General features: G+C 50.5%; 19 protein-coding genes. 6 read left to right on the top strand and 13 right to left on the bottom strand.

The genetic code is table 11. The features are described 5' to 3' along the window. Positions 1–161: 161 nt before the first annotated feature. The 7 genes from R3I13_RS11390 to R3I13_RS11360 all read right to left on the bottom strand — a co-directional run bounded on the left by R3I13_RS11390 (position 162) and on the right by R3I13_RS11360 (position 6,646). Positions 162–1,058, bottom strand: a complete 897-nt coding sequence (locus tag R3I13_RS11390) for a winged helix-turn-helix domain-containing protein (protein ID WP_346318078.1) — start codon at positions 1,056–1,058, stop codon at positions 162–164. A 134-nt stretch (positions 1,059–1,192) separates the two neighbouring features. Then, positions 1,193–1,945 (bottom strand): hypothetical protein, encoded by a 753-nt coding sequence (locus tag R3I13_RS11385; RefSeq protein ID WP_346318077.1) that lies wholly within the window; start codon positions 1,943–1,945, stop codon positions 1,193–1,195. Between the two features lie 19 nt (positions 1,946–1,964). After that, positions 1,965–2,630, bottom strand: a complete 666-nt coding sequence (locus tag R3I13_RS11380) for an alpha/beta hydrolase-fold protein (RefSeq protein ID WP_346318076.1) — start codon at positions 2,628–2,630, stop codon at positions 1,965–1,967. A gap of 142 nt (positions 2,631–2,772) precedes the next feature. Then, positions 2,773–3,789, bottom strand: a complete 1,017-nt coding sequence (locus R3I13_RS11375) for a hypothetical protein (RefSeq protein ID WP_346318075.1) — start codon at positions 3,787–3,789, stop codon at positions 2,773–2,775. A gap of 43 nt (positions 3,790–3,832) precedes the next feature. Then, positions 3,833–4,831 (bottom strand): terpene synthase family protein, encoded by a 999-nt coding sequence (locus R3I13_RS11370; protein ID WP_346318074.1) that lies wholly within the window; start codon positions 4,829–4,831, stop codon positions 3,833–3,835. A gap of 257 nt (positions 4,832–5,088) precedes the next feature. After that, on the bottom strand, positions 5,089–5,859 hold the full coding sequence (locus R3I13_RS11365; RefSeq protein ID WP_346318073.1) for an SDR family oxidoreductase: 771 nt from the start codon (positions 5,857–5,859) through the stop codon (positions 5,089–5,091). Between the two features lie 31 nt (positions 5,860–5,890). After that, complete coding sequence (locus R3I13_RS11360; RefSeq protein ID WP_346318072.1) at positions 5,891–6,646, bottom strand: glucose 1-dehydrogenase; 756 nt, start codon at positions 6,644–6,646, stop codon at positions 5,891–5,893. 108 nt (positions 6,647–6,754) lie between these two features. Here R3I13_RS11360 and R3I13_RS11355 point away from each other — a divergent pair, with 108 nt between their 5' ends. Together R3I13_RS11355 and R3I13_RS11350 are read left to right on the top strand one after the other, a co-directional pair. Then, positions 6,755–7,105, top strand: a complete 351-nt coding sequence (locus tag R3I13_RS11355; RefSeq protein WP_346318071.1) for a helix-turn-helix domain-containing protein — start codon at positions 6,755–6,757, stop codon at positions 7,103–7,105. 58 nt (positions 7,106–7,163) lie between these two features. Further along, a complete protein-coding gene (locus R3I13_RS11350) occupies positions 7,164–7,898 on the top strand; it encodes an SDR family NAD(P)-dependent oxidoreductase (protein ID WP_346318070.1) in 735 nt (244 codons plus the stop codon). A 117-nt stretch (positions 7,899–8,015) separates the two neighbouring features. Here R3I13_RS11350 and R3I13_RS11345 read toward each other — a convergent pair whose 3' ends face one another. The 3 genes from R3I13_RS11345 to R3I13_RS11335 form a co-directional block, all read right to left on the bottom strand. Beyond that, positions 8,016–9,029, bottom strand: a complete 1,014-nt coding sequence (locus R3I13_RS11345) for a hypothetical protein (RefSeq protein WP_346318069.1) — start codon at positions 9,027–9,029, stop codon at positions 8,016–8,018. A 119-nt stretch (positions 9,030–9,148) separates the two neighbouring features. Further along, positions 9,149–10,138, bottom strand: a complete 990-nt coding sequence (locus tag R3I13_RS11340; RefSeq protein WP_346318068.1) for an aldo/keto reductase — start codon at positions 10,136–10,138, stop codon at positions 9,149–9,151. 71 nt (positions 10,139–10,209) lie between these two features. After that, a complete protein-coding gene (locus R3I13_RS11335) occupies positions 10,210–11,064 on the bottom strand; it encodes an AraC family transcriptional regulator (protein ID WP_346318067.1) in 855 nt (284 codons plus the stop codon). A 174-nt stretch (positions 11,065–11,238) separates the two neighbouring features. On the opposite strand from R3I13_RS11335, the gene R3I13_RS11330 reads away from it, so the two are divergent. Both R3I13_RS11330 and R3I13_RS11325 read left to right on the top strand, forming a co-directional pair. Continuing rightward, a complete protein-coding gene (locus R3I13_RS11330) occupies positions 11,239–12,279 on the top strand; it encodes a helix-turn-helix domain-containing protein (RefSeq protein ID WP_346318066.1) in 1,041 nt (346 codons plus the stop codon). 125 nt (positions 12,280–12,404) lie between these two features. Next, positions 12,405–13,457 (top strand): alpha/beta hydrolase, encoded by a 1,053-nt coding sequence (locus tag R3I13_RS11325; RefSeq protein WP_346318065.1) that lies wholly within the window; start codon positions 12,405–12,407, stop codon positions 13,455–13,457. A 15-nt stretch (positions 13,458–13,472) separates the two neighbouring features. On the opposite strand, the gene R3I13_RS11320 is transcribed toward R3I13_RS11325, so the two are convergent. Continuing rightward, on the bottom strand, positions 13,473–13,853 hold the full coding sequence (locus R3I13_RS11320; protein WP_346318064.1) for a hypothetical protein: 381 nt from the start codon (positions 13,851–13,853) through the stop codon (positions 13,473–13,475). 119 nt (positions 13,854–13,972) lie between these two features. Here R3I13_RS11320 and R3I13_RS11315 point away from each other — a divergent pair, with 119 nt between their 5' ends. Next, positions 13,973–14,617 carry a sigma-70 family RNA polymerase sigma factor gene (locus R3I13_RS11315; protein WP_346318063.1) on the top strand — a complete coding sequence of 215 codons (645 nt, stop codon included), beginning with the start codon at positions 13,973–13,975 and terminating at the stop codon, positions 14,615–14,617. 19 nt (positions 14,618–14,636) lie between these two features. Here R3I13_RS11315 and R3I13_RS11310 read toward each other — a convergent pair whose 3' ends face one another. Continuing rightward, complete coding sequence (locus R3I13_RS11310; RefSeq protein WP_346318062.1) at positions 14,637–14,993, bottom strand: helix-turn-helix domain-containing protein; 357 nt, start codon at positions 14,991–14,993, stop codon at positions 14,637–14,639. Positions 14,994–15,086: 93 nt separating this feature from the next. Here R3I13_RS11310 and R3I13_RS11305 point away from each other — a divergent pair, with 93 nt between their 5' ends. After that, positions 15,087–15,617, top strand: coding sequence for an NAD(P)H-dependent oxidoreductase (locus R3I13_RS11305; RefSeq protein ID WP_346318061.1), 531 nt, complete (start codon positions 15,087–15,089; stop codon positions 15,615–15,617). Positions 15,618–15,674: 57 nt separating this feature from the next. Here the strand turns inward: R3I13_RS11305 and R3I13_RS11300 are convergent, their stop codons facing one another. Beyond that, the gene (locus R3I13_RS11300) at positions 15,675–20,723 is read right to left on the bottom strand and encodes an FG-GAP-like repeat-containing protein (protein WP_346318060.1); all 5,049 of its coding nucleotides are present in this window, start codon (positions 20,721–20,723) and stop codon (positions 15,675–15,677) included. Positions 20,724–20,736: the final 13 nt, after the last annotated feature.

Here is a 20,736-nt window from a genome sequence, read left to right as displayed (position 1 = left end):
CGCCGGAGGAAAAACCGGCCCTGCTTCGTGTCAATACATTATTATAAAATTGGCTGGCAGCCGGTCTCAAATTCAGCAGCAACAGCAGCAATAAATTTTGGGGAATAAATAGTTTATTGCCTGACTAAAATTTGTCAGAGGCGGTCAAATGGCAAGGCCCATTATTTAATTTCAAGCTTATATCCTTTTCCGCGTACAACAACGATGTTGATACCCGGATCGGGTTCCAGTTTTTTCCTGAGTTTTGAAATGAACATATCCAGGCTACGCCCTACAATAACGCCTTCATCTTCCCATATCTCCTTTTGCAGCCGGCTTCTCTCAACAGTTTCATTGGGAGATAACGCGAAAATGTGCAGTACCCGGGCTTCAGTACCGGTTAAGTCTGTCGTCTCTCCATTGATGATGAGTTTGCGATCCTTCACATCAAACAAAACCGAGCCCAAAGTGATCACCTCCGCAGGCAGGTCATTCCCGGCCACGGGTAAAGTTTTCCGCGGCTTTACAGACCTCAGGAAAATAAAACCAACAAATGCTAAAAATGACAGGCTGCCCAGGAGGATCCTATTCCTGGCCGTATTGATTCCTATCGGTCTGAATTGAATGTTGATCATGTAACATGCCCTGGGCTGCACTCTTCCCCTGCATGCTACAATATCATTTTTTTTATTCTTAGATATGGCATATCCGTAGGCTACACTGGCGTTGCCACAATTCAGGACCTTTACAACATAATCGTGCGCCAGCGGGTCCTGGGCCAATAAACGCCGGGTAGTATTCACCAGGGAGTCCGGTTGGAACGTAAGATGATTCTCAAAACTGATCTGGTATTCATTCTCCCCGGTCTTTTTTACCGGGAGCACTCTTGAGATGCTGTCGCCCGACTGTAAAAGTATTTCATGCCCGATCCTGCGGAGTAAAACTTCCCTTCTGGCAATGTCAAAGTCGTCACTGCCTTCTATGGTGAAAGCCGCGCAGATTACGGAGATAAACAAGAAGAGTATCAACCCCAACAGGTATTTGCGCTTCCCGGAGAGGAGATGTTGACTAAAATGCATAGTGCTCAAACACTTATTTAAAAAATTCATAATTCTATTTACAGTTCAGACTTCCCGTCCTGAAGATATCACAGTAATTTCGCCGGTTCAACTTCGATATGTTATAAAAAGTGAAAATTCCTGGTGCTTAACGATTATGTCCGGTGCATTACTTTGTCGTAAAGATGTTTTAACTGGGTGTCACCAAAACCATAAATACTTTCCCTGTTCCAAAATTCCTTGAACACTGTATGAAAGTCAGTAGAAATGTTTTTTGTGATGTCTTCAATAACTTTTTCAGGTCTGCCCTTGGTGCCGTCTTTTGGAAAACGGTCAACATGTGCCTTTACCACTTCCTGTAAATACGGGAAAGCTAAAGATCGGTTCTTTGAAAGACTTGTCAATTCTCCAAGATTGCCGTTTTTGTATGCTTCCCACAAGTCTTTCCCCAGATGTATGTCGGCTTCGTTTAAAGGAATTTTATCAGCAAAACAAATTTTAAGTTCATCTGAATTTGCCGGTCCAAAGCCATTCCAGAATTGTTTATCGGTTTTGTCTAAATAAGAAGTATAAACAGCAGAAACTTTTTTCTTTATCGGCAAACCAGCGATAATTGAAATAACAAACCACATATTTACCTGGCAGAACAGGTCATACTCAAACCAAAGATTAAACTCCGAATGATCAGGCGCATTCCTTATTTTTTCAAACTCTTCTACAACTTTACTTTGGTATTCAGTTGCTGTTACTCCTATAAACTTTGCCCTTGATTGCCAAAAGTCATGCAGGTTATCGCCTGACAGATCTCCATCTATAAGGCCTTCCCTGACAACTATTACATCTCCTTCAATTTTCGCGTCCGGGAAACTGTAAGCAAGGGAGTCGCCGTTTAAGATATTATAGATCATGATCGTGATTTTTTAAATTTTACAGACTGTGTTCAAATGCCCAGGCCGCCATTAGCGGGAACTCTGTTTGCCAGAATTTACCGCCGTGCGGTCCTTCCCGTTCTTTCAGCACAACCTCGGCGCCTGCAGCATCCAGCGCGTTCGCCCACCTTATCGCGTTATCAAGGAAAAAGGGCTCCTGTTTACCTGCAACAAGGTACGTGCGCGGGATCACGCCCGGCATCGTGCCAGGCGGTTTGTAGCCCGCACCTGGAGAGGCACAAAGGATGGCGCCGTAGATGCCGGGGTGCTTAAGCCCGAGGGCTAATGCCAGCTCGCCCGCTGCCGAGGCGCCAAATACTGCAGTACGTTTCGCGGTGAAGACCAGGCCGAACTGGGATTTTACCCATTGTCGGACGTTTTCAACAAAAAACTTTTCATGTTCGGCAAACCGTACCGGGTCAAAGCCTGGCGAATACTCATGGAGCCGCGGCATTTCGTCTTCCAGGCTGTGTACGCCTACGACCATCGTTGGCGGCACGTCTGCACGTTCAAGAAGCGGGCCCCATTGCGCGATCTGCTGACCGTCACCGGAGAAGATAACTGCCTCAGGCAGGTTTGACGGGACATATACAGTCACTTGCCGGCCCCCGTCGTAATCGAACGTCCCGGTTATAAGCTTCGTCCCGGATGCTCCGTCAGTCATACTGTATTGTATTATTTATAGGGTGGATCTTTCTTGTAAAGTTGTATAAAAACTAAGTTAATCAAAAATTAAGAATGAAAAGCCGGTTCATTGCCGGGGGGGCATGAAAGTGCACGGGGAGGCATAGCTATTTTTATGGCTCCTAAATATGCTTAATTTCTATCCAGTCCATCGTTTCGCCTTTTCCATTGGGCGGCACCGCAAACCCGCCAGGTTCATACCGTTTCGTTCCGCTTTTGTAATAAAAATCATTTAAGCCGCTGATCATTTGTTTGATGTAATAAATAAATTCCTCCGTTTCTTTTTGGTAGGGGCTGAAATCCGGCAGGTGGTTGGCCAATGTTACAAATTCGTTTACAAACTCATCATGGATCCTCATTCCTTCTGCGCAGGCTTCGTCAAAGGATATTTTATTCTGACGCTGCAGGATGGTGATGATATTGAAGGTCTCTGATTCTATCACGAGCTCTTTGCCGATGGTTGCAAAATCGTTCTGAAGGGCAACGATGATTGCCTGTATCAAAATAATGCGCTGTATAACGGTATGATTGTAAATAGAGTCGGGCAAAGCAAAACCGGTGGAGGGACAGATCAGGTCAACAAACGGGATCATGCCGATGGAATTGGCGCGGATCAGGTGAAAGAGGGGGATAGGAGGAACGTCTTTGCTGATCTTATAGGGCGATTCTTCCATAATTCCGTCTGTAACAAACCGATACTTATAATTCGTAGCGATCCGCTCAAGCCAGAAGTCCGGCATTCCAAGCGCAATCCACTCTTTCCTGTTTGTTTGCATCTGGCGCAATATTCCTTTCTCTTCCGGCCGGGGATCATCCCCCATCATTACCTCGAAGATCCGGTCCCTGAAAGCTGCTATCTCCTTTACCGGTAAAAGTTCTACATAATCATCAGTTACCGTCATATAGATTGCGAAACGGGATGCATGAAGGACTCTTTCCTTTTCGGTGGCAGCTGGTACCATAAAGGGGCCTACATCCACCAACCGCATTTTTTTATACCTTACCAGCGCCTCTTCTGATAAGAATTGATAGTCCTGGTCGTACCAGGCGATCTCTTCTTCATATAAGGCCCCGGTGAAAGGGCTTTGAAGGGTTGTCCAGGGATATACCGGCTTGGGCACTTTGAATTCTTTGTTCATATATTGTGTTTGGTTTAATAATGATGAGAAATTGTATCCAGGCTTATCCTAAAGCCTGCTTTACCGTTTGTACATCGGGAAATCCCTGCATTGAATTATACCGGTCGAGCGTGGTCGAAATAGACTTCCATCCGTTCAGCGTCATGCTGATATAATGGACCCTGTTTGTTACGGCATCCTGCCATGTTCCGAAGTCCGGCAGGAAATCCTGCAGGTACCGGAATTCCCGCAGGTATTCGTTATGGATGTGCAGCGCCTCCAGGCAGGCTGCCTCCCGGGAAATATTACGATTGTGCTGGATAGCTTTTACTACGTTATAATAGATCGCGCCGGTAGCTTCGTCTTTGAGCACCGACTGCACCTCGTTGAAACAAGCCATCATGCGAATGGTCAGCGCTTTCAGCCGTTTTATGATGTTGTGCTGATGTATATGTTCCGGGAGGAATACTTCCGTTTCAAGATCAAGCAGCTCCAGGAAAGGGTAGAGGCAAAGCGAATCTTCGCGGATAGCCAGGCATTCTTCCACAGAAGGGAATTCTTTCCGGGCCTTATAATAAAGCTCCTGCTGGAGGCCATTGAAATATTTCTGAAGGCCATGGACAAACCGGTTCATTGATTCTTCAGGGAGAAATTGAACCAGTTCTTCCCTGAGCGTGAACAGCAGGCCGGCAAGGGGGATTTCTACGTCGTCCCTGGCAGCTGTTCCATTGAGGATCCCCAGGGTCTGGTCGCGGACGCGGTGCAGTTCCCGGAGGTTGCATTCTTCGCACCTGTCGTCATTGTAAAGTGTCCACAGCATGAGCCGGCATACCGGTTTCAGCCGCTCGGCGCTGGCCGTGGGAAACCACTGGGAGGCGATATGCGCGGTTTTGGTCATTTTGTACTTTTTCCTGGTGAGCGGGTCGTTTTGATAAAGCGCCAGGTACTCGCCTTCTATCCAATGTTGTTCAGTAATTTCCTGTAAGACGCCGGCAAACGGGTTCTTGAGCATGGGGAAAGGATAGTGGAACCGGGATAGGATTGAAGTGATCTCTGTGTTCATAGAAATAGTCGGGTTAAGTTGGGGAGAAAATGGTCAACTGGTTACATGTTCCTGATATTCCGGCGCATTCCGGAATAAAAAGGTTAACTGCCTGATATCAAATTGAAAATACAAAGGCTTGCCGCAATTTTCCCGCAGTGTGGTTTTTTATGGCATTACTTGTGAGCGTAATATTTGGGCATATCCAATGCGGGTATGCTAAAAAAACGAAGTGCATACCGGGTGGTATGCACTTCAGGTATGTTTTTGATGAAATTTTATTTCATCAGGCTGATATTCGTAAGCCCGCCGTCTGAAAGGATCTCAGTGCCCACTATAAAAGCCGAATCGTCTGATGCCAGGAACACCGCGGCGTTCCCGATGTCGGAGGGGAGCCCCTGCCTGCCGGCGGGTGTGATGTCTATCCAGGTTTGTTTTACCTGTTCCAGCTGTTCCTGCGGCACAATTTTTCCAAATACGGGCGTATCGATAGAGCCCGGTGAAAGCGTGTTCACCCGTATTTTTCTTGACAGCAGGTCCAGCGACAAACCTTTGGCCAATGATACGATAGCCGCTTTGGCCGCGCTGTAAATGGCCATTCCCGGTACCGCGCGGTGCGCGGCGCTGGACCCGATCAATATCACGGAAGCGCCGTCGTTTAAATACGGAAGCGATTTTTGTACGGTGAAATAGGCGCTTTTTAGATTCAGGTCCATATAGCGGTCATAGTTTTCTTCCGTGACGTCGCTGATGGCAGCCATCGGGAAACCGTCCACAACGCCGCCTGCATTCACCACCAATGCATCTATTTTCCCGAATTTGCCGGCGGTTGTTTTGAATATATTTTCCAGGTCATTACCGGCTGTAACGTCGCCCTTTATGCTGATGAAACCTTCTCCCAGTGAGCCTGCCGCGCTTTTTAGCGTTGCCTCATTCCTCCCGGTAATGGCGCCAACCGCGCCTTCGTTCCTGAATGCTTCCGCAATGCCGAATCCAATTCCGCTGTTGCCGCCTGTGATCACGGCTACTTTGTTTTTTAGCTTACCCATTTTATTCTTCTTTAATGCTGAATGTTATGTTTTATATGCCGTAAATGCCTCCCGAAACGGAAATCTTTTCCCCCGTGATCCACGCCGATTCGTCGGATGCAAGGAATACGGCCACCTTTGCAATGTCTTCCGGCTGCCCGGTGCGGCCAAGCGGTGTATTGGCGACAAATTTTGCTTCCGCACCACTGCCGATAAATCCCGCGCTGCGTGAGCCTTCCGTTTCCACGATGCCGGGCAGGATGGAATTGATACGGATATTTTTCCCGCTGAATTCCTTGGACAAAGCGATCGTAACTGCGTCCAATGCAGCTTTGGTCGCGGAATACACCGATCCGGTCGGAAGGGGCGTTTTACCGGCCTCCGAGCTGATATTGATAATATTGCCTCCCTTGTCGCCAAACAGTTTTAAAGAGGCCTGGATGGCCAGCAAAGACCCCAAAACGTTAATGTTGAACTGCTGGTGGAAAGATGCCTCCGATAGCTGCTCAATGGGCTGGTACTGGTAGATGCCGGCATTGTTCACCAGTATATCCAGCGTGCCGAAAACGTTCTTCGTTTCTTCAAACAGCCTGGCAATATCGGCTGCTTTCGCCACATCGCCCTGCACCGGGATGGCCGTGCCGCCGTTATCGGTGATGGTTTTAACGACCTTCTCCGCATCTTCTTTGCCCGATGCGTAATTCACCACAACTTTTGCCCCTTCTGCCGCAAAATACCTGGCAATGGATGCTCCTATTCCTTTTGATGCGCCTGTAACTATCGCGACCTTATTCTTTAGTTTACTCATTTTCCTGATTGTTTAATTTCTGAGCTGCTAAGTTAGACCAGGTAAATTTATTTTAGTTACTTTGTAACCAAAAGTAACAGTAACATAGAAGTAACAAAGTAACTTATCATGGAATGCAGGGATTTTGAAAAACACCACAAAAATGAAATGAGGGCCGTCCAGGATTCAATGGACGTGCTGAACGGGAAATGGAAAATCTCCATCATCTCGTCTATCTGCTATTACAACAAAAGAAGGTTTTCTGACATCCTGGGCGATGTGGATGGTATTTCCAACAAAATGCTGAGCAAGGAATTGAAGGAACTGGAATTGAACAAGCTGGTGAAACGGACGGTTTTAGACACGCAGCCCGTCACTGTCCAGTATGAGCTGACTGCACACGGGAAAACGTTGCAGACCATCATCAACAACCTCATGGATTGGGGGAAAAGGCACCGGAAGGAGATCACCGGGAAGTAACAAAGTCCGAAGCAGCTCATTTACTAACAGGATTGAAAATTATTAAACCAAGGGGAAAATGGCGCGGATATTTATCACAGGATCGGCAGACGGGCTTGGGCAGCTTGCAGCGCAGTCCCTGGTAGACAAGGGCCACCGGGTAGTATTGCACGCCCGGAATGCGGCGCGCGCCCGGCAGGCCCTCCAGGCTACGCCAGGCGCTGAAAGCGTACTGACAGGGGATCTCTCCAGCCAGGAAGCCACCATAAGGCTGGCGGAAGAAGCAAATAAGACCGGCCCGTTCGATGCCGTCATCCATAATGCAGGTGTTTACCAGGTGCCGGCAGCGCAGCTCTTTGCTGTAAACACGCTGGCGCCTTATATCCTGACCTGCCTGATCCGGATGCCGGAGCGGCTGATCTATCTCAGCTCCGGCATGCACCAAAGCGGCCGGGTAAACTTCGACGCGATTCAAAACAACATCAACCGCATCAGCTATTCCGATACCAAGCTCCATGTGCTGATGCTTTGCAAAGCAGTGGCTCGCACATGGCCGGACGTATACGCCAACACGATAGACCCCGGCTGGGTACCCACCAGGATGGGCGGGGCAGGCGCGCCCGACGACCTGCAGAAAGGCTTTGAAACACAGGTCTGGCTGGCGGAAGGCAAAGATGAACAGGCAAATGTATCGGGCCGTTATTTCTTTCATCAGAAACAACAGCGCTACAACCCGGCAGCAGACGATATTTCAGCCCAGGAACGCCTGTTGGCACTATGCGGGGAGCTGACGGGCGTATCTTTCCCAGCTTGATAGTAATTAATACGGGCGGCATTGCATTCGCGTGCCGCCCGTTTTTTTAGGCTATTTCAATTTTAGCCGCATCCGCTGCGCGTAAGGGCGTTTCTCTCTCGTCATATAGGCGGTTAACTACCTGCGGCTGACAAATTCCCCCTCTACATAACCTCCATTGACATAACGGGTCTTATCGTTCGTGTGCCATGCATAAATACCGGCCACCATCACGCCAAGATCTTCCACGTAATTGTCAACGGTATCCTGCAGGGCGCCGAAGTGCGGCAGGTTTTCCTTTAACAGTAAAAATTCGTTCAGGTAACTGTCATGAAGTTTCATGGACATCATGTAAGCCTCATTCAACGATACCTTATGTTCATGCTGCATGACTTTTACAATATTCATCGTGTCGCCGTCCCTGTGCAGTTCCTTTGGAAGAGAAATAAAATCATTGTGCATGCCTACCAGCCAGGAAGTGAGATGGTGCAGCCGCAGGATAAACGGGTGTTCCAGCACGCTGTCCGGCAGGTCGCGGTAGTTTTTCTGCATCGCTACATATTTGCAAAACGGGAGCGTTCCGCTTGTATCCTGCCTTATGACCAGGTAAATGGGGAGCGGGGGAGGGATGTTCGCCCTGTAGTATACCCGCTCTTCCGTGTAACCTGCCAGGACGTTGTGCATTGCAGCCGCAAATTTTTTATACAGGCGTTCTGGCATCCCGCATTGAAGGGCATCCCGGCGCAAGACCCAGAATTGGCGGAATATCCCGTTGCCGGCAGGTTCATACGGGTCTTCCCCCGTTAACAACGCTGTTATCCGTTCCGTCACCTCGTTCATTTCATGGGGGGAACAGCGGTCCCAGTAATCATCCATCATTGCCCCGTTCGCTGTATATCTTGCAAGGGGCCGCAGCTCTTCGATGCTGTTCAGGAACGGGCATCCGCGGGAGGCAATATCGACAAGATTGTGCAGCTTATGTTTTTTACGGGCGGTTTCGCTGTGAAAATCATAGTCTTTGTCGATCCATGCGTAATACTCTTCCCGCTGTTGTTGAAAATCGGCATGGATAAAATCGGGAAAGGGGTACCGGGGTCTGGGTAAATGCTGCAATCCGGCATAGAATTGCTCGTCTGTGACTTTTTTCTCCATGGTTTTGCTATTAGGTTAACAGTAGGGTTCGGTCCGAAGATAGAACAGGCGACTGCGGCCAGGTCGCAGCCGGGCCGCAGCATATGCCGTTGTTTTTTTGCCGTTACCCGCTCCGGGTATTACCGGTTCAGTGCGCCCATGAATTTTTCTGAATATCTCGTGCCGGAAACGCTTCCCGCAGGCATGACCGCTTCAATGCTTTCCAGTTCTCCCGCAGTAAGGATTACTTTTTCCGCTGCTATATTCTCTTCCAGGTATTTGATCTGCTTGGTTCCGGGGATCGTAATGATATCTTCGCCCCGGGCAAGCACCCAGGCAATCGCCAGCTGGGAGGGCGTGCAGCCTTTTTTACCGGCCAGTGACCTGACTTTTTCCACCAGTTCCAGGTTCCTGTAAAAATTCTCTCCCTGGAAGCGCGGCATATTGGCGCGGGCATCCTTCAGATCTTCGGGCCTTTTGTAGGCTCCGCTGAGGAAACCGCGGCTTAAAGGCGCGTAAGCAACCAGGCCGATGCCAAGCTCCCGTATGGTTGGCAGCACTTCCGCTTCAATGTCGCGGCTCCAGAGCGAGTATTCAATTTGCAGTGCCGTAATGGTGTGAACGCCTGCTGCCTTGCGTATACTTCCGGCAGAAGCCTCGGACAGGCCGATATAACGGATCACGCCTTTTTGTACCAGGTCTGCCAGCGCACCAACGGTCTCTTCAACAGGCACGTTTGGATCGATGCGCGCAAGTGTATAAAGGTCGATATAGTCGGTCTTCAGGCGCCGGAGACTATACATGACCGCGTTTTGGATAAACTCCGGGCGGCCTGTTACGGAACCGGGGCCCATGGCGCCGTTAGGACCAGGTGCCACCAACTGGCCGGTTTTTACGGACAGGAATGCTTTACTGCGTTTGCCCTGGATGGCCTGGCCTATCAGGGTTTCATTATGACCGGCGAGATAATAATCGGCGGTGTCCAGGAAGTTGTGCCCAAGTTCCAGCGCTCTTTCAATAGTCGATATCGATTGTTTGTCGTCGGGTTGCCCGTAAGCGCCGGACATGCCCATACAGCCCAAGCCTACCGGTGAAACCAGCGGCCCGTTTTTTCCAAGTTGCCTGTTCATGATGCAAGATTTATTTCATGAACAAAATTCCCGGAATCACCGGAAAGGAACCCGGACAAAAACCGCTTACTTCAGGACAAATCCCGGAAGAATGCGGCGATGGTTTTACCGGTCACCTTTTTAAATAAGCGGGAGAAATAATCGGGGTCGTTAAAGCCAAGATCGAAAGCCAGTTCCTTGACAGAAGAACTTTCGCCATAGCACATCCGGCGCCGGGCTTCCAGTATCAGCCGGTTTATGATAAACTCTTTGGGTGAAAGCCCGGAATAATGTTTAACGATCTGGTACAGGCTGTCTGTGCTCAGCGCAAGCTGCCCTGCGATATCTTTAATGGTAGGATGGTTGGTGAGGTTGTTTTCCACGAATAATTGAAAGCCGATGTATTTTGAAAGTTTATCATCAGCCGGTTTTTTGTTCATGGAGAAATATGCTGAATTGATCTCGGTCAGCATGGTATTGAGATGCGCCAGGATCAGCTCCGGCCCGGTGTCGGGCGTGCTTAGCAGGCCGATGAGCATTTCGAAGATAGCTTTGAGCCTGGCGCTAGTTCCCGGGGTGACCGTTATCTTTTGCCGGTTCAGGGGGTTCACTAAAAACGGATATTGTTTCGGCAGGCGGGAAAGCGTGCTTTCATCAAAACCCAATTTAAAATAATCAGTGCCGTGGCCTGACGCGGGCAAACGGTGAACCTGGTGAGGAAGTACAAACAACAATTGATTATTTTCAATATCGAATTCTTCAAGATCAACCCCATACCGGGTGCTACCGTTCAGCATAAACAGGAAAAAATAATAAGGCGTGCGATGGGTTAGCTTAACCTGGTCGGCGATCTCACGGGGGAGATGACCAAAACGAGGAGAAACCACCCGGATAGGCAGCTTATCGTTTTGTTTATGCTCATGAAGCAGCGATCTTATAGTTTGCATCAGCAAATAATTAATTGGATTATATAAAATTACATCAAAAAAAATAATGATCTTAACGGCCAGATCAAAACGCCTCATGTCCTGATGGAAATACTTTATTTATCCGGTGTAATTATTGGAGGTTTTTTATCCTTTGTTTTATTTACCAAATCAGAAAAATCAGTGGCGGATCGTATGCTTGCCTGCTGGCTTGCGGCTTCAGCCAATATGTTGTTGTCTGTTTACCTGCTCGGATCAGGGCTGTATAAACAATATCCGGCAGCGGCCATCCAGGGATTATGGATGCCAATGGCGCAGGGCCCTTTCCTCTACCTGTACATAAAATACCAGACCCGTCCTATACTGTTTCAAAAGCGGGACCTCCTGCATTTTTTGCCGTTCGCTTTGGGATATTTACTTTTTTCACAGTTCTATTTCCTCCCTTTTGATGAAAAGGTCAACACCCTCAGCAATAATGCTGCGGGATTTGAAATGGAAAACAGGTTCAGGATCATCCTGATCTGTATTTCCGGGATCATCTATATTCCATGGTCTTGTTACAAGCTGCTTGGTTTCAGGAACCGCCTTGAGCACCAGTTCTCAAATACTGAAAAGATAAATTTCCGGTGGCTGCTGTACCTGATTATTGGGATGGCAGTTATCTGGGTGGCTGTTTTGGTGATGCACTCAGACCGGCTGGTGTTTTCAGCATCCGCCATATTTGTATGCTGGATGGGGTATTTTGGCATCAAACAGGTGAATGTGTTTAGTCAGAAAAATATCGAAAGCGCGGTTTTCGCGGGCTATGAAGCGGCAACGGAAGATACCGGCGAAGATCAGCCTCCGGTAACACAGCCCGCTCAGCCCAAATATGCCAAATCCCTTTTGGAGGAGGGCGCCGCACAAAAGCTTCATCAAAAGCTGCTTGCTGTAATGGAAGAAGAAAAACCTTACCTGGACCCGGAATTAACGCTCAATGACCTTGCGGGAATGGTCGATACAAATCCGAACCTCTTATCACAGGTGATCAATTCCGTTGAACAAAAGACCTTTTACGAGCTGGTGAACGAGTTCCGGGTGAAAGAATTTTTACGGCAGGCCGCTCTCCCGGCCAATAAAAAATATACCCTGCTGACCATCGCCTATGATTGCGGGTTCAACTCAAAAGCTTCCTTCAACAGGAATTTTAAGAAACACACCGGGAAGTCTCCCAGCGAATACCTCCATACAATGTAACCTGCGCTGATTAGTCTCAATAAACATAATGTGTTGTATTTGAGTCAATTGTAATAGGTGTCATCCTGCCGGATGCGACCTGCTTCTTATTTGCAGGGGATATTTTTGTGCCAAAAAAATAGCGCATGAGAATTCCAAAATGGATCAAAAGAGTAACCCTGGCCCTGCTTGCCTTAGCGAACTTATTGTTGTTCGCCGGGTTTGTATTTGAAAGAATATCCCGCTACAACGCCGGGAAGATCGTTCCCAATGGCCAGTTTGCGGAAGTGGGAGATCATCGTCTTCATTACCTCAAAAAAGGAACCGGAGGCCCCACCGTAGTTTTTGAAGCGGCGTTTGACCCGGCAGGCCACCTGCAATGGTACAATATTCAACAGGAACTGTCTGCATATGCCACTACAGTTGCGTACGACAGGGCAGGGATCCTTTGGAGTGAAAGAGGCGGGAACGCGAAGACAGGCGGGAAAATAGCCGAAGAATTACACCTGCTGCTGGAAAGATCAGGGGCTCCGAAACCCTATATTCTCGTGGGACATTCTTTTGGAGGAATGCTTACCAGGTTCTTTGTCCATAAATACCCGCAGGATGTAGCCGGGGTCATACTGATCGACAGCCAGCATCCCGATAATGAAAAATACCTGTCGCCCGGACTATACAAAATGGTCAATAAGGGGCTGCCGGGCGGCTTCCTGAAGTTTGCCAATACTTTCGGTCTTGCAAGGCTGATGTTCCGCAATATGTTTCCTCAAAATGAACAATACAAATACCAAAACACGATAATGCCTGCATTGCTCTATAAAAGCGCCGATGGCGTTTTGGAAGAGCAGGACCGGATGGCGTTGGTAAAAAAGGAGGCTTCAGCAATCAGGTCTTTCGGCTCAATTCCCCTGTATGTTATCAGCGCAACGGATGAAGACCGGTTTGATGCGTTCATTAAAGACAAAGAATTGAAAGCTGAAATGGCGGCTGCCTGGAACAAAATGCAAAAAGACCTGTTGGGGCTTTCTTCCGTTAGCAGGCAGATTTTGGTTCCGAACAGCAGCCACTATATCAACCAGGATCAACCAAAGGTGATCGAAGATGCGGTAAAAGAAATGATCTTTCATACCCGGGATATAAACCGGGCGGACCATGGGCATCCCGGCGTGAGAGGCGCCGGTATCCATGCCGGGATGTGAGTGGTTATTGTTTTTTTATTGTGGCCGGCTATTCGTTTGTTCTATTTTGGTCAACCGGGCTAATGTGTATGCCCCGATTGCCATCACCAGGTCGCGGACAGCCACATCCAGGTAATTTCCGCCGATCAGCAACTGAAGCGCAATACAGATCAGCCAGGCCATGACGATGTAGGCGCCAAGGAGCGGCCTGACCAGCACGGCAATACCCGCTATGATCTCGATAACGCCCACTATTTTCATAAAAACCAGGGGGTCGAAAGGGATCAGGCCCTTGTTGCTGCCCAGGTAGTCTGCCCAGTTGGTAAGCAGGTTGGTAAACTTGTCCAATCCAGCCACTATGGGCACAATACCGTACGTCAGCCTCAGCGTGTTCTGAATTTGTTTGATACTCGACATAGTAATATGTTTTTTATATACTTTAGAGTAACCACATCGTAAATGGTTACAAATTCCAGACCCTTTTTAAAATTTTTACCGGGGATGTAACCTTTTAACGGCTGTTTCATCTAAATGATATGACTGATCAACCGGATATAACATTAAGACCGGTTTCCGATGAGGAACTTATTGCCAGGATACTGGCTGGCGAGAAACGCTTGTTTGAGCTGCTGATACGCAGGTATAACCAGCGGTTGTACCGTATAGGCATGTCTATCCTGGAAAATGAAGCGGAAGCGGAGGATGCCATGCAAACGGCATACATCAATGCTTATGAGCATCTGCCTGGTTTTGAGCAACGTTCCTCCTTCGGTACCTGGCTGATACGGATCATGCTCAACCAATGTTATGAGCAGAAGCGGAAAAGAAGGCTTATTCTTACCAACTTTGAACAACCTGATAATTTTGTAAGTATGAGTACGGCAGTAAATGAGCTGGCTAATAAAGAACTGGGCAACGCGCTGCGCCAGGCTGTTGCAAAATTGCCGGAGAAGTACCGTCTTGTTTTTGTGTTGAGGGAGATCGAAGATCTTTCCGTGCGGGAAACCTCCGCGGCGCTAAACATTGAGGAGTCCAATGTGAAGGTCCGTTTGAACAGGGCCAAGACAATGTTGCGCGAAAACCTGGACGGTTATATGAAAAGCCATGTCTATAGCTTCCATCTTGCGAAATGTGACAGGATCGTAGATCACGTGCTGAGGCATTTAGGAATAATTGCATAATACCCCCCGGACTATACTGTTATTTAAGGTTCTTATGTTTCTCTCCCCATTTTTCAAGGTGTTTGATAATGGGTTTCAACTCATAACCAATCGGCGTCAGCTCATATTCAACCCGTGCCGGGACCTCGGGGTACACGGTCCGCTTCACCACTTTGTTGTCTTCCAGTTTTCGCAGCTGCAGCGCAAGCATCCGTTCAGTGATGTTGGGTAAAAGTTTTTTCAGTTCTCCAAACCTGAGTTTCCCGTTTATCAGCCAGGAACAGATCACCAGGGCCCATTGCCCGCCGATGATGTTGGCGGCATACACCTCCAGGCATTCATCAGCCAATGCTTTTTTGTTGGCATAGTTGGTGGATGTTTCCTTGATCTTTGACATACTTACATTTTTTATAGTACGTTACAATTGGTTGTCAATTTACAAAATTCCCGCCACCCGCTTTATTTTTGGTGTAGCTGAATCTTGATAAAAATGAAAACATTGGTGATCGTTACCCATCCCGACATTAAAAGCTCGCTGGTGAATAAAAGATGGATGGAAGAATTGAATAAATTTCCCGGTAAGTATACCGTACACTCACTGTACGAAAAATATCCTGACGAAAAGATCGACGTGCCGGCAGAGCAGACGCTGGTTGAGCAGCACGACAGGATCGTGTTCCAGTTTCCTTATTACTGGTTCAATTGCCCGCCGCTTTTAAAGAAATGGCTGGATGAAGTATTGACCCGTGGATGGGCATATGGCAGCAGGAGCGGGTACAAGGTCTCGGGGAAAAAAGTTGCCCTGGCTATTTCACTGGGCGTGGACGAGCATGAGTATCATCCGTCGGAGAGATATAAATATTCCCTGGCGGAACTGACCCGCCCGTTCGAACTTACTTTTGAATATGTAAAGGCAGATTACAGGCCGCTGTTTGCTTATTACGGGATTGAGTACAACACTTCTGCTGAATGGATTGAAAGAAGTGTTCCGCTGTACCTGGATTTCCTGGATGCTTTATAACACAACCGGCAGGCCGCTCACGATGGTGTTGGCCTGCCGGTTGGATCTTCCCTGTAATTAATACTCCAGCACAAAGTAGCCCGTCACTTTTTTGCGGGCGCCGCCTGATGTGTAGAAGAACACATAATAGTACACGCCTTTAGGCAGCAGCTGGCTGCCGTGGCTGGCATATCCCTTAAAATCGCCCTTATAAGGTTTCGCTTCAAACACGATCCTGCCGGCCGCATTGGCGATATGGATCTCGTTGTCCGGGAAATTGCGCAGGCCTTCTATTTGCAGGTGATCGTTGATGCCGTCCCCATTTGGCGTCACGGCATCGTTCACTTTTATTTCCTTGCCGGAGGAAGTGATCTCCAGTTCCTGTGTAACCGGCGTGGCGGCTTCGACGTTCCTGTTGCCCGGTTGCCTTGCGGTGATGCGGGTAATGCCGGCGCGTAGCGGCGTTACCAGTGCATTGGCTGCCGTGGCAACGGTGGTGTTCTCTATCTCGTATGTAATGGGCAGGCCGGAGCTGGCGGTGGCGCCGGGGTTGAATGGTGGTTCGTTTACGTTGCGCGCCGTCAGCGGTCCGAATGTGATGGTTTGAGCGGCTTTTTTCACGACCAGCTGTTTGGCAACCGGGACGGCAGCGGCGTAGTTGCCGTTGCCGGGTTGCGTGGCAGTGATTGTGACTGTGCCGGCGCCTGTAATGTGGATCTGGCCAGACGCATTCACGGTGGCCACGCCGGCGTCTGAACTGGTGTATACGACAGGCAGCCCGCTGGAAGCGATGGCTCCCGCAGCGAAATCCGCATCGCCAAAGGTTTTTACCGGCAGGTTAGCCAGTGTTACCTGCTGTGCGGCTTTGCCAACGGTGAGCGTTGCCGTGGCGCTGGCGGCCTCGTAATTGCCGGTGCCGCTTTGTGTTGCCGTAATACTAACAGTGCCCGCCCCGGTGATATGAATGGTACCATCGGCTGCAATCGTGGCTACATTGGCATTTGCGCTGCTGAATGTAAGCGGCAGGCCGGTGCTGGCGCGCGCATTGAACGCGAAGTCCGCATCGCCGAAGGTCTTGACCGGCAACGGGTCGATAGTGACGGTTTGCGTGGCTTTATTTACCGTCAATACAGCGGTGGCAGCGGCGTTATTATAGTTGCTGTTGCCGGGTTGTGAAGCCGTGATGGTGGCCGTGCCTGCACCGGTAATGTGGATATTGCCGTCTGCGGTAATAGTGGCCACATTGGCATCGGAACTGGTAAAAATGGTAACAGGCAACCCTGCGCTGCTTTGTGCCTGCGGCGCAAAATCTGCATCGCCGAAGGTTTTTACCGGCAGCGGCTGGAAGGTGAGGGTCTGCGTGGCTTTGCCTACAGTCAGCACAGCGGTAGCAGTAGCGCTGTTGTAATTGGCATTGCCGCTTTGTGAAGCGGTGATAGTAGCGGTGCCCACGCCTGTAATGTGGATATCACCGCCTGCCGTAATAGTGGCTACGTTGGTATTAGAACTGGTAAAGATGATGGGCAATCCTACGCTGCTCTGCGCCTGCGGCGCAAAATCCGCATCACCAAAGGTTTTGGCCGGGAGTGGCTGGAAGGTAATGGTTTGTGTGGCTTTGCCCACGGTCAGCACCGCGGTGGCGGTGGCGCTGCTGTAATTGGGATTGCCGCCTTGTGTGGCCGTGATGGTGGCACTACCGGTGCCGGTTATATGAATATCGCCGCTTGAAGTGATAGCAGCTACATTGGCGTCGGAGCTGGTAAAAGTGACGGGTAGCCCCGTGCTGCTTTGTGCCTGCGGCGCAAAATCCGCATCACCGAAGGTTTTGGCCGGCAGCGGCTGGAAGGTGATGGTTTGCGCAGCCTTGCCTACAGTTAGTACGGCGGTAGCGGTAGCGCCGTTATAATTGGTGTTGCCGCTTTGCGTAGCGGTGATCGTAACTGTGCCGGTACCTGTGATGTGGATCTTTCCGTCAGCCGTGATAGTGGCCACATTCGCGTCTGAGCTGCTGAACTGCAACGGTAGGCCTGCGCTGCTCTGCGCCTGCGGCGCAAAGTCCATGTCGCCGAAGATTTTGGCCGGCAGCGGGTCGAAGGTGATAGTCTGCGTGGCTTTATTTACGGTTAATACCGCGGAAGCCGTGGCGCTGTTGTAATTGGCGTCCCCGATCTGTGTAGCCAGGATGATGGCGGTGCCTGCGCCGGTAATGTGGATGTTGCCGTCTGCTGTAATAGTTGCCACATCGGCGTCGGAACTGTTAAATGTAGTGATGGGCAATCCCGCGCTGCTTTGTGCCTGCGGCGTGAAATCCGCATCACCAAAGGTTTTTGCCGGGATCGGCTGGAAGGTGATGGTTTGGGTGGCTTTGCCCACGGTCAGCACGGCGGTGGCGGTGGCACTGTTGTAATTGGCATTGCCGCTTTGCGTAGCCGTGATGGTGACACTACCGGTACCGGTTATATGAATATCGCCGCCTGCTGTGACAGTAGCCACATTGGCGTCGGAACTGGTGAAAGTGATCGGCAGGCCGACGCTGCTCTGTGCCTGCGGCGAAAAATCCGCATCGCCAAAGGTTTTGGCCGGCAATGGCTGGAAGGTGATGGTTTGCGCAGCCTTGTTGACCGTGAGTGCCGCAGTGGCAGTGGCGCTGCTGTAATTGGTGTTCCCGCTTTGCGTAGCCGTGATCGTAGCCGTACCGGCCCCTGTGATGTGTATTTTGCCGTCAACAATGGTCGCTACGTTCGGATCTGAACTGCTTAGCTGTATGGGCAGGCCCGCGCTGCTCTGTACCTGCGGGTCAAAATCCGCATCGCCGAAGGTTTTGGGCGCAATGGCCGGGAAAGTGAGGGTTTGCGACGCCTGTGTTACCCGCAGCGTTACAAGGGCGGTATCGCCGAGGTAGTTGCCGCCGGTTTGCTGCATGGCGGCAATTTGAGTGGTGCCTGTGCCGGTAAGATGAATGTTTCCGTTAACGTCGATCGTGGCCACGCCGGGCTGGCTGCTGCTGAAGGTGAGGGGCAGGGCGGGGTCCGCCTGCACGCTGAGCACAAAGTCGGCAGCCCCGTACACTTTATCGGCAATTGGCGGCAGTACAATTTCCAACTTCTTCGGACTGATAGTGAGCGTGCCCGGCGGGTAAACGAAAGTGTAGTTGGCTGCCGCCGCGCCGCCCGTCGTGATCGGGTATGTGCCAACGCCGCTGCTGCCGGTGGCTGTGGTGGATATCTGCACGGGCTGTGTGAGCACGCTCTCAGTTTCGCTGCCCGCGAAGCCGGTAATACTGTAGGTGAGCGCGGGAAGCGCATCGCCGTAGGTGATGTTTTTATTGTCTGCTGCAACGGTGAGCGTGCCTGGCAGGAATTGCATCGTTTCCTGGATCAGGGTGAAGGGCAGCCATTCCGCATTGCCGGGGTGCCATGCGATGAGCGAACAGGTATCCACCGCCTTGATGCGGATCTTGCCGTCGGGCAGGAGTTCCGCCGCGGAGGGGTTTCCCAGCTGGATCATGAGCGGCAGGCCGGAGTTGAGCGTAGCAGGCACAAAATCCGGATCGCCGTATTGATGTATGAGGTCGTTCAGTTGTATGGTCTGTGTTTTACGGGTGGGGAACGATCGTTCCGCGGCAAAGGCGGAGCCCGCCCAGGCTGCGTCTACGGCCTGCACGCTCCAGCGGTATACTTTGTCGTACGAAAGGCCATGGAACGTATAACTGGTGTTCTGGGTGGTATTGCCCATGCCCACAAGCCTGCGGTAGCCGCCCGGACCCGCATATGGGTTGATCTTCACGTTACTGCCCGGGTCTTCATACAAATAGATGTTGTAATACAACCCGGCGGCGGCGGTTTGCCCGTCCTGCGCCGGCTGCCAGGTGAAGGTAACGGACTTTTCATCGGCTGAAATGGCATGAGTAAGCCCGGAAGGCGCCGCAGGCCGTGTATTGGCGGCGGCAATGGTATTCCTGTACAGCTTGCAGGCAAATGAATTTCCAAGTTCGGAACCGATCCACAGCAGGTCCAGCCGGCCGTCCTTATTATAGTCGGCCCAGGAGGCAGCCGAAAAAGTCCGGGATGGCAGTGTTGCCGCAAGGGAGAAATTATTGCCGCCGTTGTTCCTGTATACTTGTGTGGTAGACTGCTCCGGCTCCCAAACTGTTTGCCCGGCCAGCACCACGTCCAGCAATCCGTCGTTATTATAATCGCCCCAGGCGGCGGTGCCGCTCACGCCTGGCAAAGTGGTATGGTCGGCGGTAAACCCGGCCCCGCCGTTGTTGTGAAAAATAGAGGTAAGGTAATAATCCGGGTTCTGCGAGCTGAATCCGGCTAACAGCAGATCAGGATAGCCGTCATTATCATAATCGCCCCAGGCAATGGTGCCGTTATGGTAACCAAAACTTCCCAGCATAGTGCCGGCGGAAAAATTACCATTCCCGAGGTTGCGGTATAAGCGGTTGGCGGATTCGGTTTCCGTGAAGCCGATCAGCATCAGGTCCAGCAGCCCGTCTTTATCATAGTCGGCCCAGGCAAGATCTCCACCCGCTACGCCCAGGAGGGGAATGCCGGTTGCCTCGAAACCGCCCTGCCGGTTGTTGTGGTAGATAACGGACACCCTTGCGGTATTGTCAAAGCCGCTAAGGGCAAGGTCGGGGTATCCGTCGTTATCATAATCACCCGCTGCGCCGGCGCTGTTAACAAGGACCGCAGGCAACCCGGTATTGGCGGCCTCTGTAAAAACGCCGTTGTTGTTGTGGTAAAGCAACACTTTGCCACCGGGTATCAGCAGCAGGTCCTGCCAGCCGTCGTTGTCATAATCCAACCAGATGATGGTCATCGTCGATATGTTGGCGGCTGCGCCGAAGTCAACGCCGATGTCGGTAAAACTGCCGCCGCCGTCGTTGCGGAAGATGCGCACGTGCGACCGGGCTGCCATCGATTCAAGGCCGGCCATGCATACGTCCAGGTCGCCGTCGTTGTCATAATCGGCCCATGCGGTAAACCCGCCGACGGTGTTGAGATTGCCGAAACCGGCGGGCGTAGCGTCCACAAAAGGCGCGGTCTGTGAATGGCTGTGCAGGGTTGCGAGCAGCAACACCAGTGCGCAGAACAGGATTTTTATGCGGAAAGAAAACATATCATGCTGAGTT

The sequence above is a fragment of the Chitinophaga sp. YIM B06452 genome (assembly GCF_039655965.1).
In the GTDB taxonomy this organism is placed as follows: Bacteria; Bacteroidota; Bacteroidia; order Chitinophagales; family Chitinophagaceae; genus Chitinophaga.
This window is presented reverse-complemented; position numbering and strand designations above follow the sequence as displayed.

Excerpts from the sequence above, each read along its gene's own strand:
- R3I13_RS11350 (WP_346318070.1), top strand. The coding sequence starts at position 7,164 with ATGGCGCGGATATTTATCACAGGATCGGCAGACGGGCTTGGGCAGCTT.
- R3I13_RS11325 (WP_346318065.1), top strand. The coding sequence starts at position 12,405 with ATGAGAATTCCAAAATGGATCAAAAGAGTAACCCTGGCCCTGCTTGCC.
- R3I13_RS11300 (WP_346318060.1), bottom strand. The coding sequence starts at position 20,723 with ATGTTTTCTTTCCGCATAAAAATCCTGTTCTGCGCACTGGTGTTGCTG.
- R3I13_RS11330 (WP_346318066.1), top strand. The coding sequence starts at position 11,239 with ATGCTTGCCTGCTGGCTTGCGGCTTCAGCCAATATGTTGTTGTCTGTT.
- R3I13_RS11365 (WP_346318073.1), bottom strand. The coding sequence starts at position 5,859 with ATGGGTAAGCTAAAAAACAAAGTAGCCGTGATCACAGGCGGCAACAGC.
- R3I13_RS11355 (WP_346318071.1), top strand. The coding sequence starts at position 6,755 with ATGGAATGCAGGGATTTTGAAAAACACCACAAAAATGAAATGAGGGCC.
- R3I13_RS11315 (WP_346318063.1), top strand. The coding sequence starts at position 13,973 with ATGACTGATCAACCGGATATAACATTAAGACCGGTTTCCGATGAGGAA.
- R3I13_RS11370 (WP_346318074.1), bottom strand. The coding sequence starts at position 4,831 with ATGAACACAGAGATCACTTCAATCCTATCCCGGTTCCACTATCCTTTC.
- R3I13_RS11360 (WP_346318072.1), bottom strand. The coding sequence starts at position 6,646 with ATGAGTAAACTAAAGAATAAGGTCGCGATAGTTACAGGCGCATCAAAA.
- R3I13_RS11380 (WP_346318076.1), bottom strand. The coding sequence starts at position 2,630 with ATGACTGACGGAGCATCCGGGACGAAGCTTATAACCGGGACGTTCGAT.
- R3I13_RS11385 (WP_346318077.1), bottom strand. The coding sequence starts at position 1,945 with ATGATCTATAATATCTTAAACGGCGACTCCCTTGCTTACAGTTTCCCG.
- R3I13_RS11310 (WP_346318062.1), bottom strand. The coding sequence starts at position 14,993 with ATGTCAAAGATCAAGGAAACATCCACCAACTATGCCAACAAAAAAGCA.
- R3I13_RS11375 (WP_346318075.1), bottom strand. The coding sequence starts at position 3,789 with ATGAACAAAGAATTCAAAGTGCCCAAGCCGGTATATCCCTGGACAACC.
- R3I13_RS11345 (WP_346318069.1), bottom strand. The coding sequence starts at position 9,029 with ATGGAGAAAAAAGTCACAGACGAGCAATTCTATGCCGGATTGCAGCAT.
- R3I13_RS11305 (WP_346318061.1), top strand. The coding sequence starts at position 15,087 with ATGAAAACATTGGTGATCGTTACCCATCCCGACATTAAAAGCTCGCTG.
- R3I13_RS11320 (WP_346318064.1), bottom strand. The coding sequence starts at position 13,853 with ATGTCGAGTATCAAACAAATTCAGAACACGCTGAGGCTGACGTACGGT.
- R3I13_RS11335 (WP_346318067.1), bottom strand. The coding sequence starts at position 11,064 with ATGCAAACTATAAGATCGCTGCTTCATGAGCATAAACAAAACGATAAG.
- R3I13_RS11390 (WP_346318078.1), bottom strand. The coding sequence starts at position 1,058 with ATGCATTTTAGTCAACATCTCCTCTCCGGGAAGCGCAAATACCTGTTG.
- R3I13_RS11340 (WP_346318068.1), bottom strand. The coding sequence starts at position 10,138 with ATGAACAGGCAACTTGGAAAAAACGGGCCGCTGGTTTCACCGGTAGGC.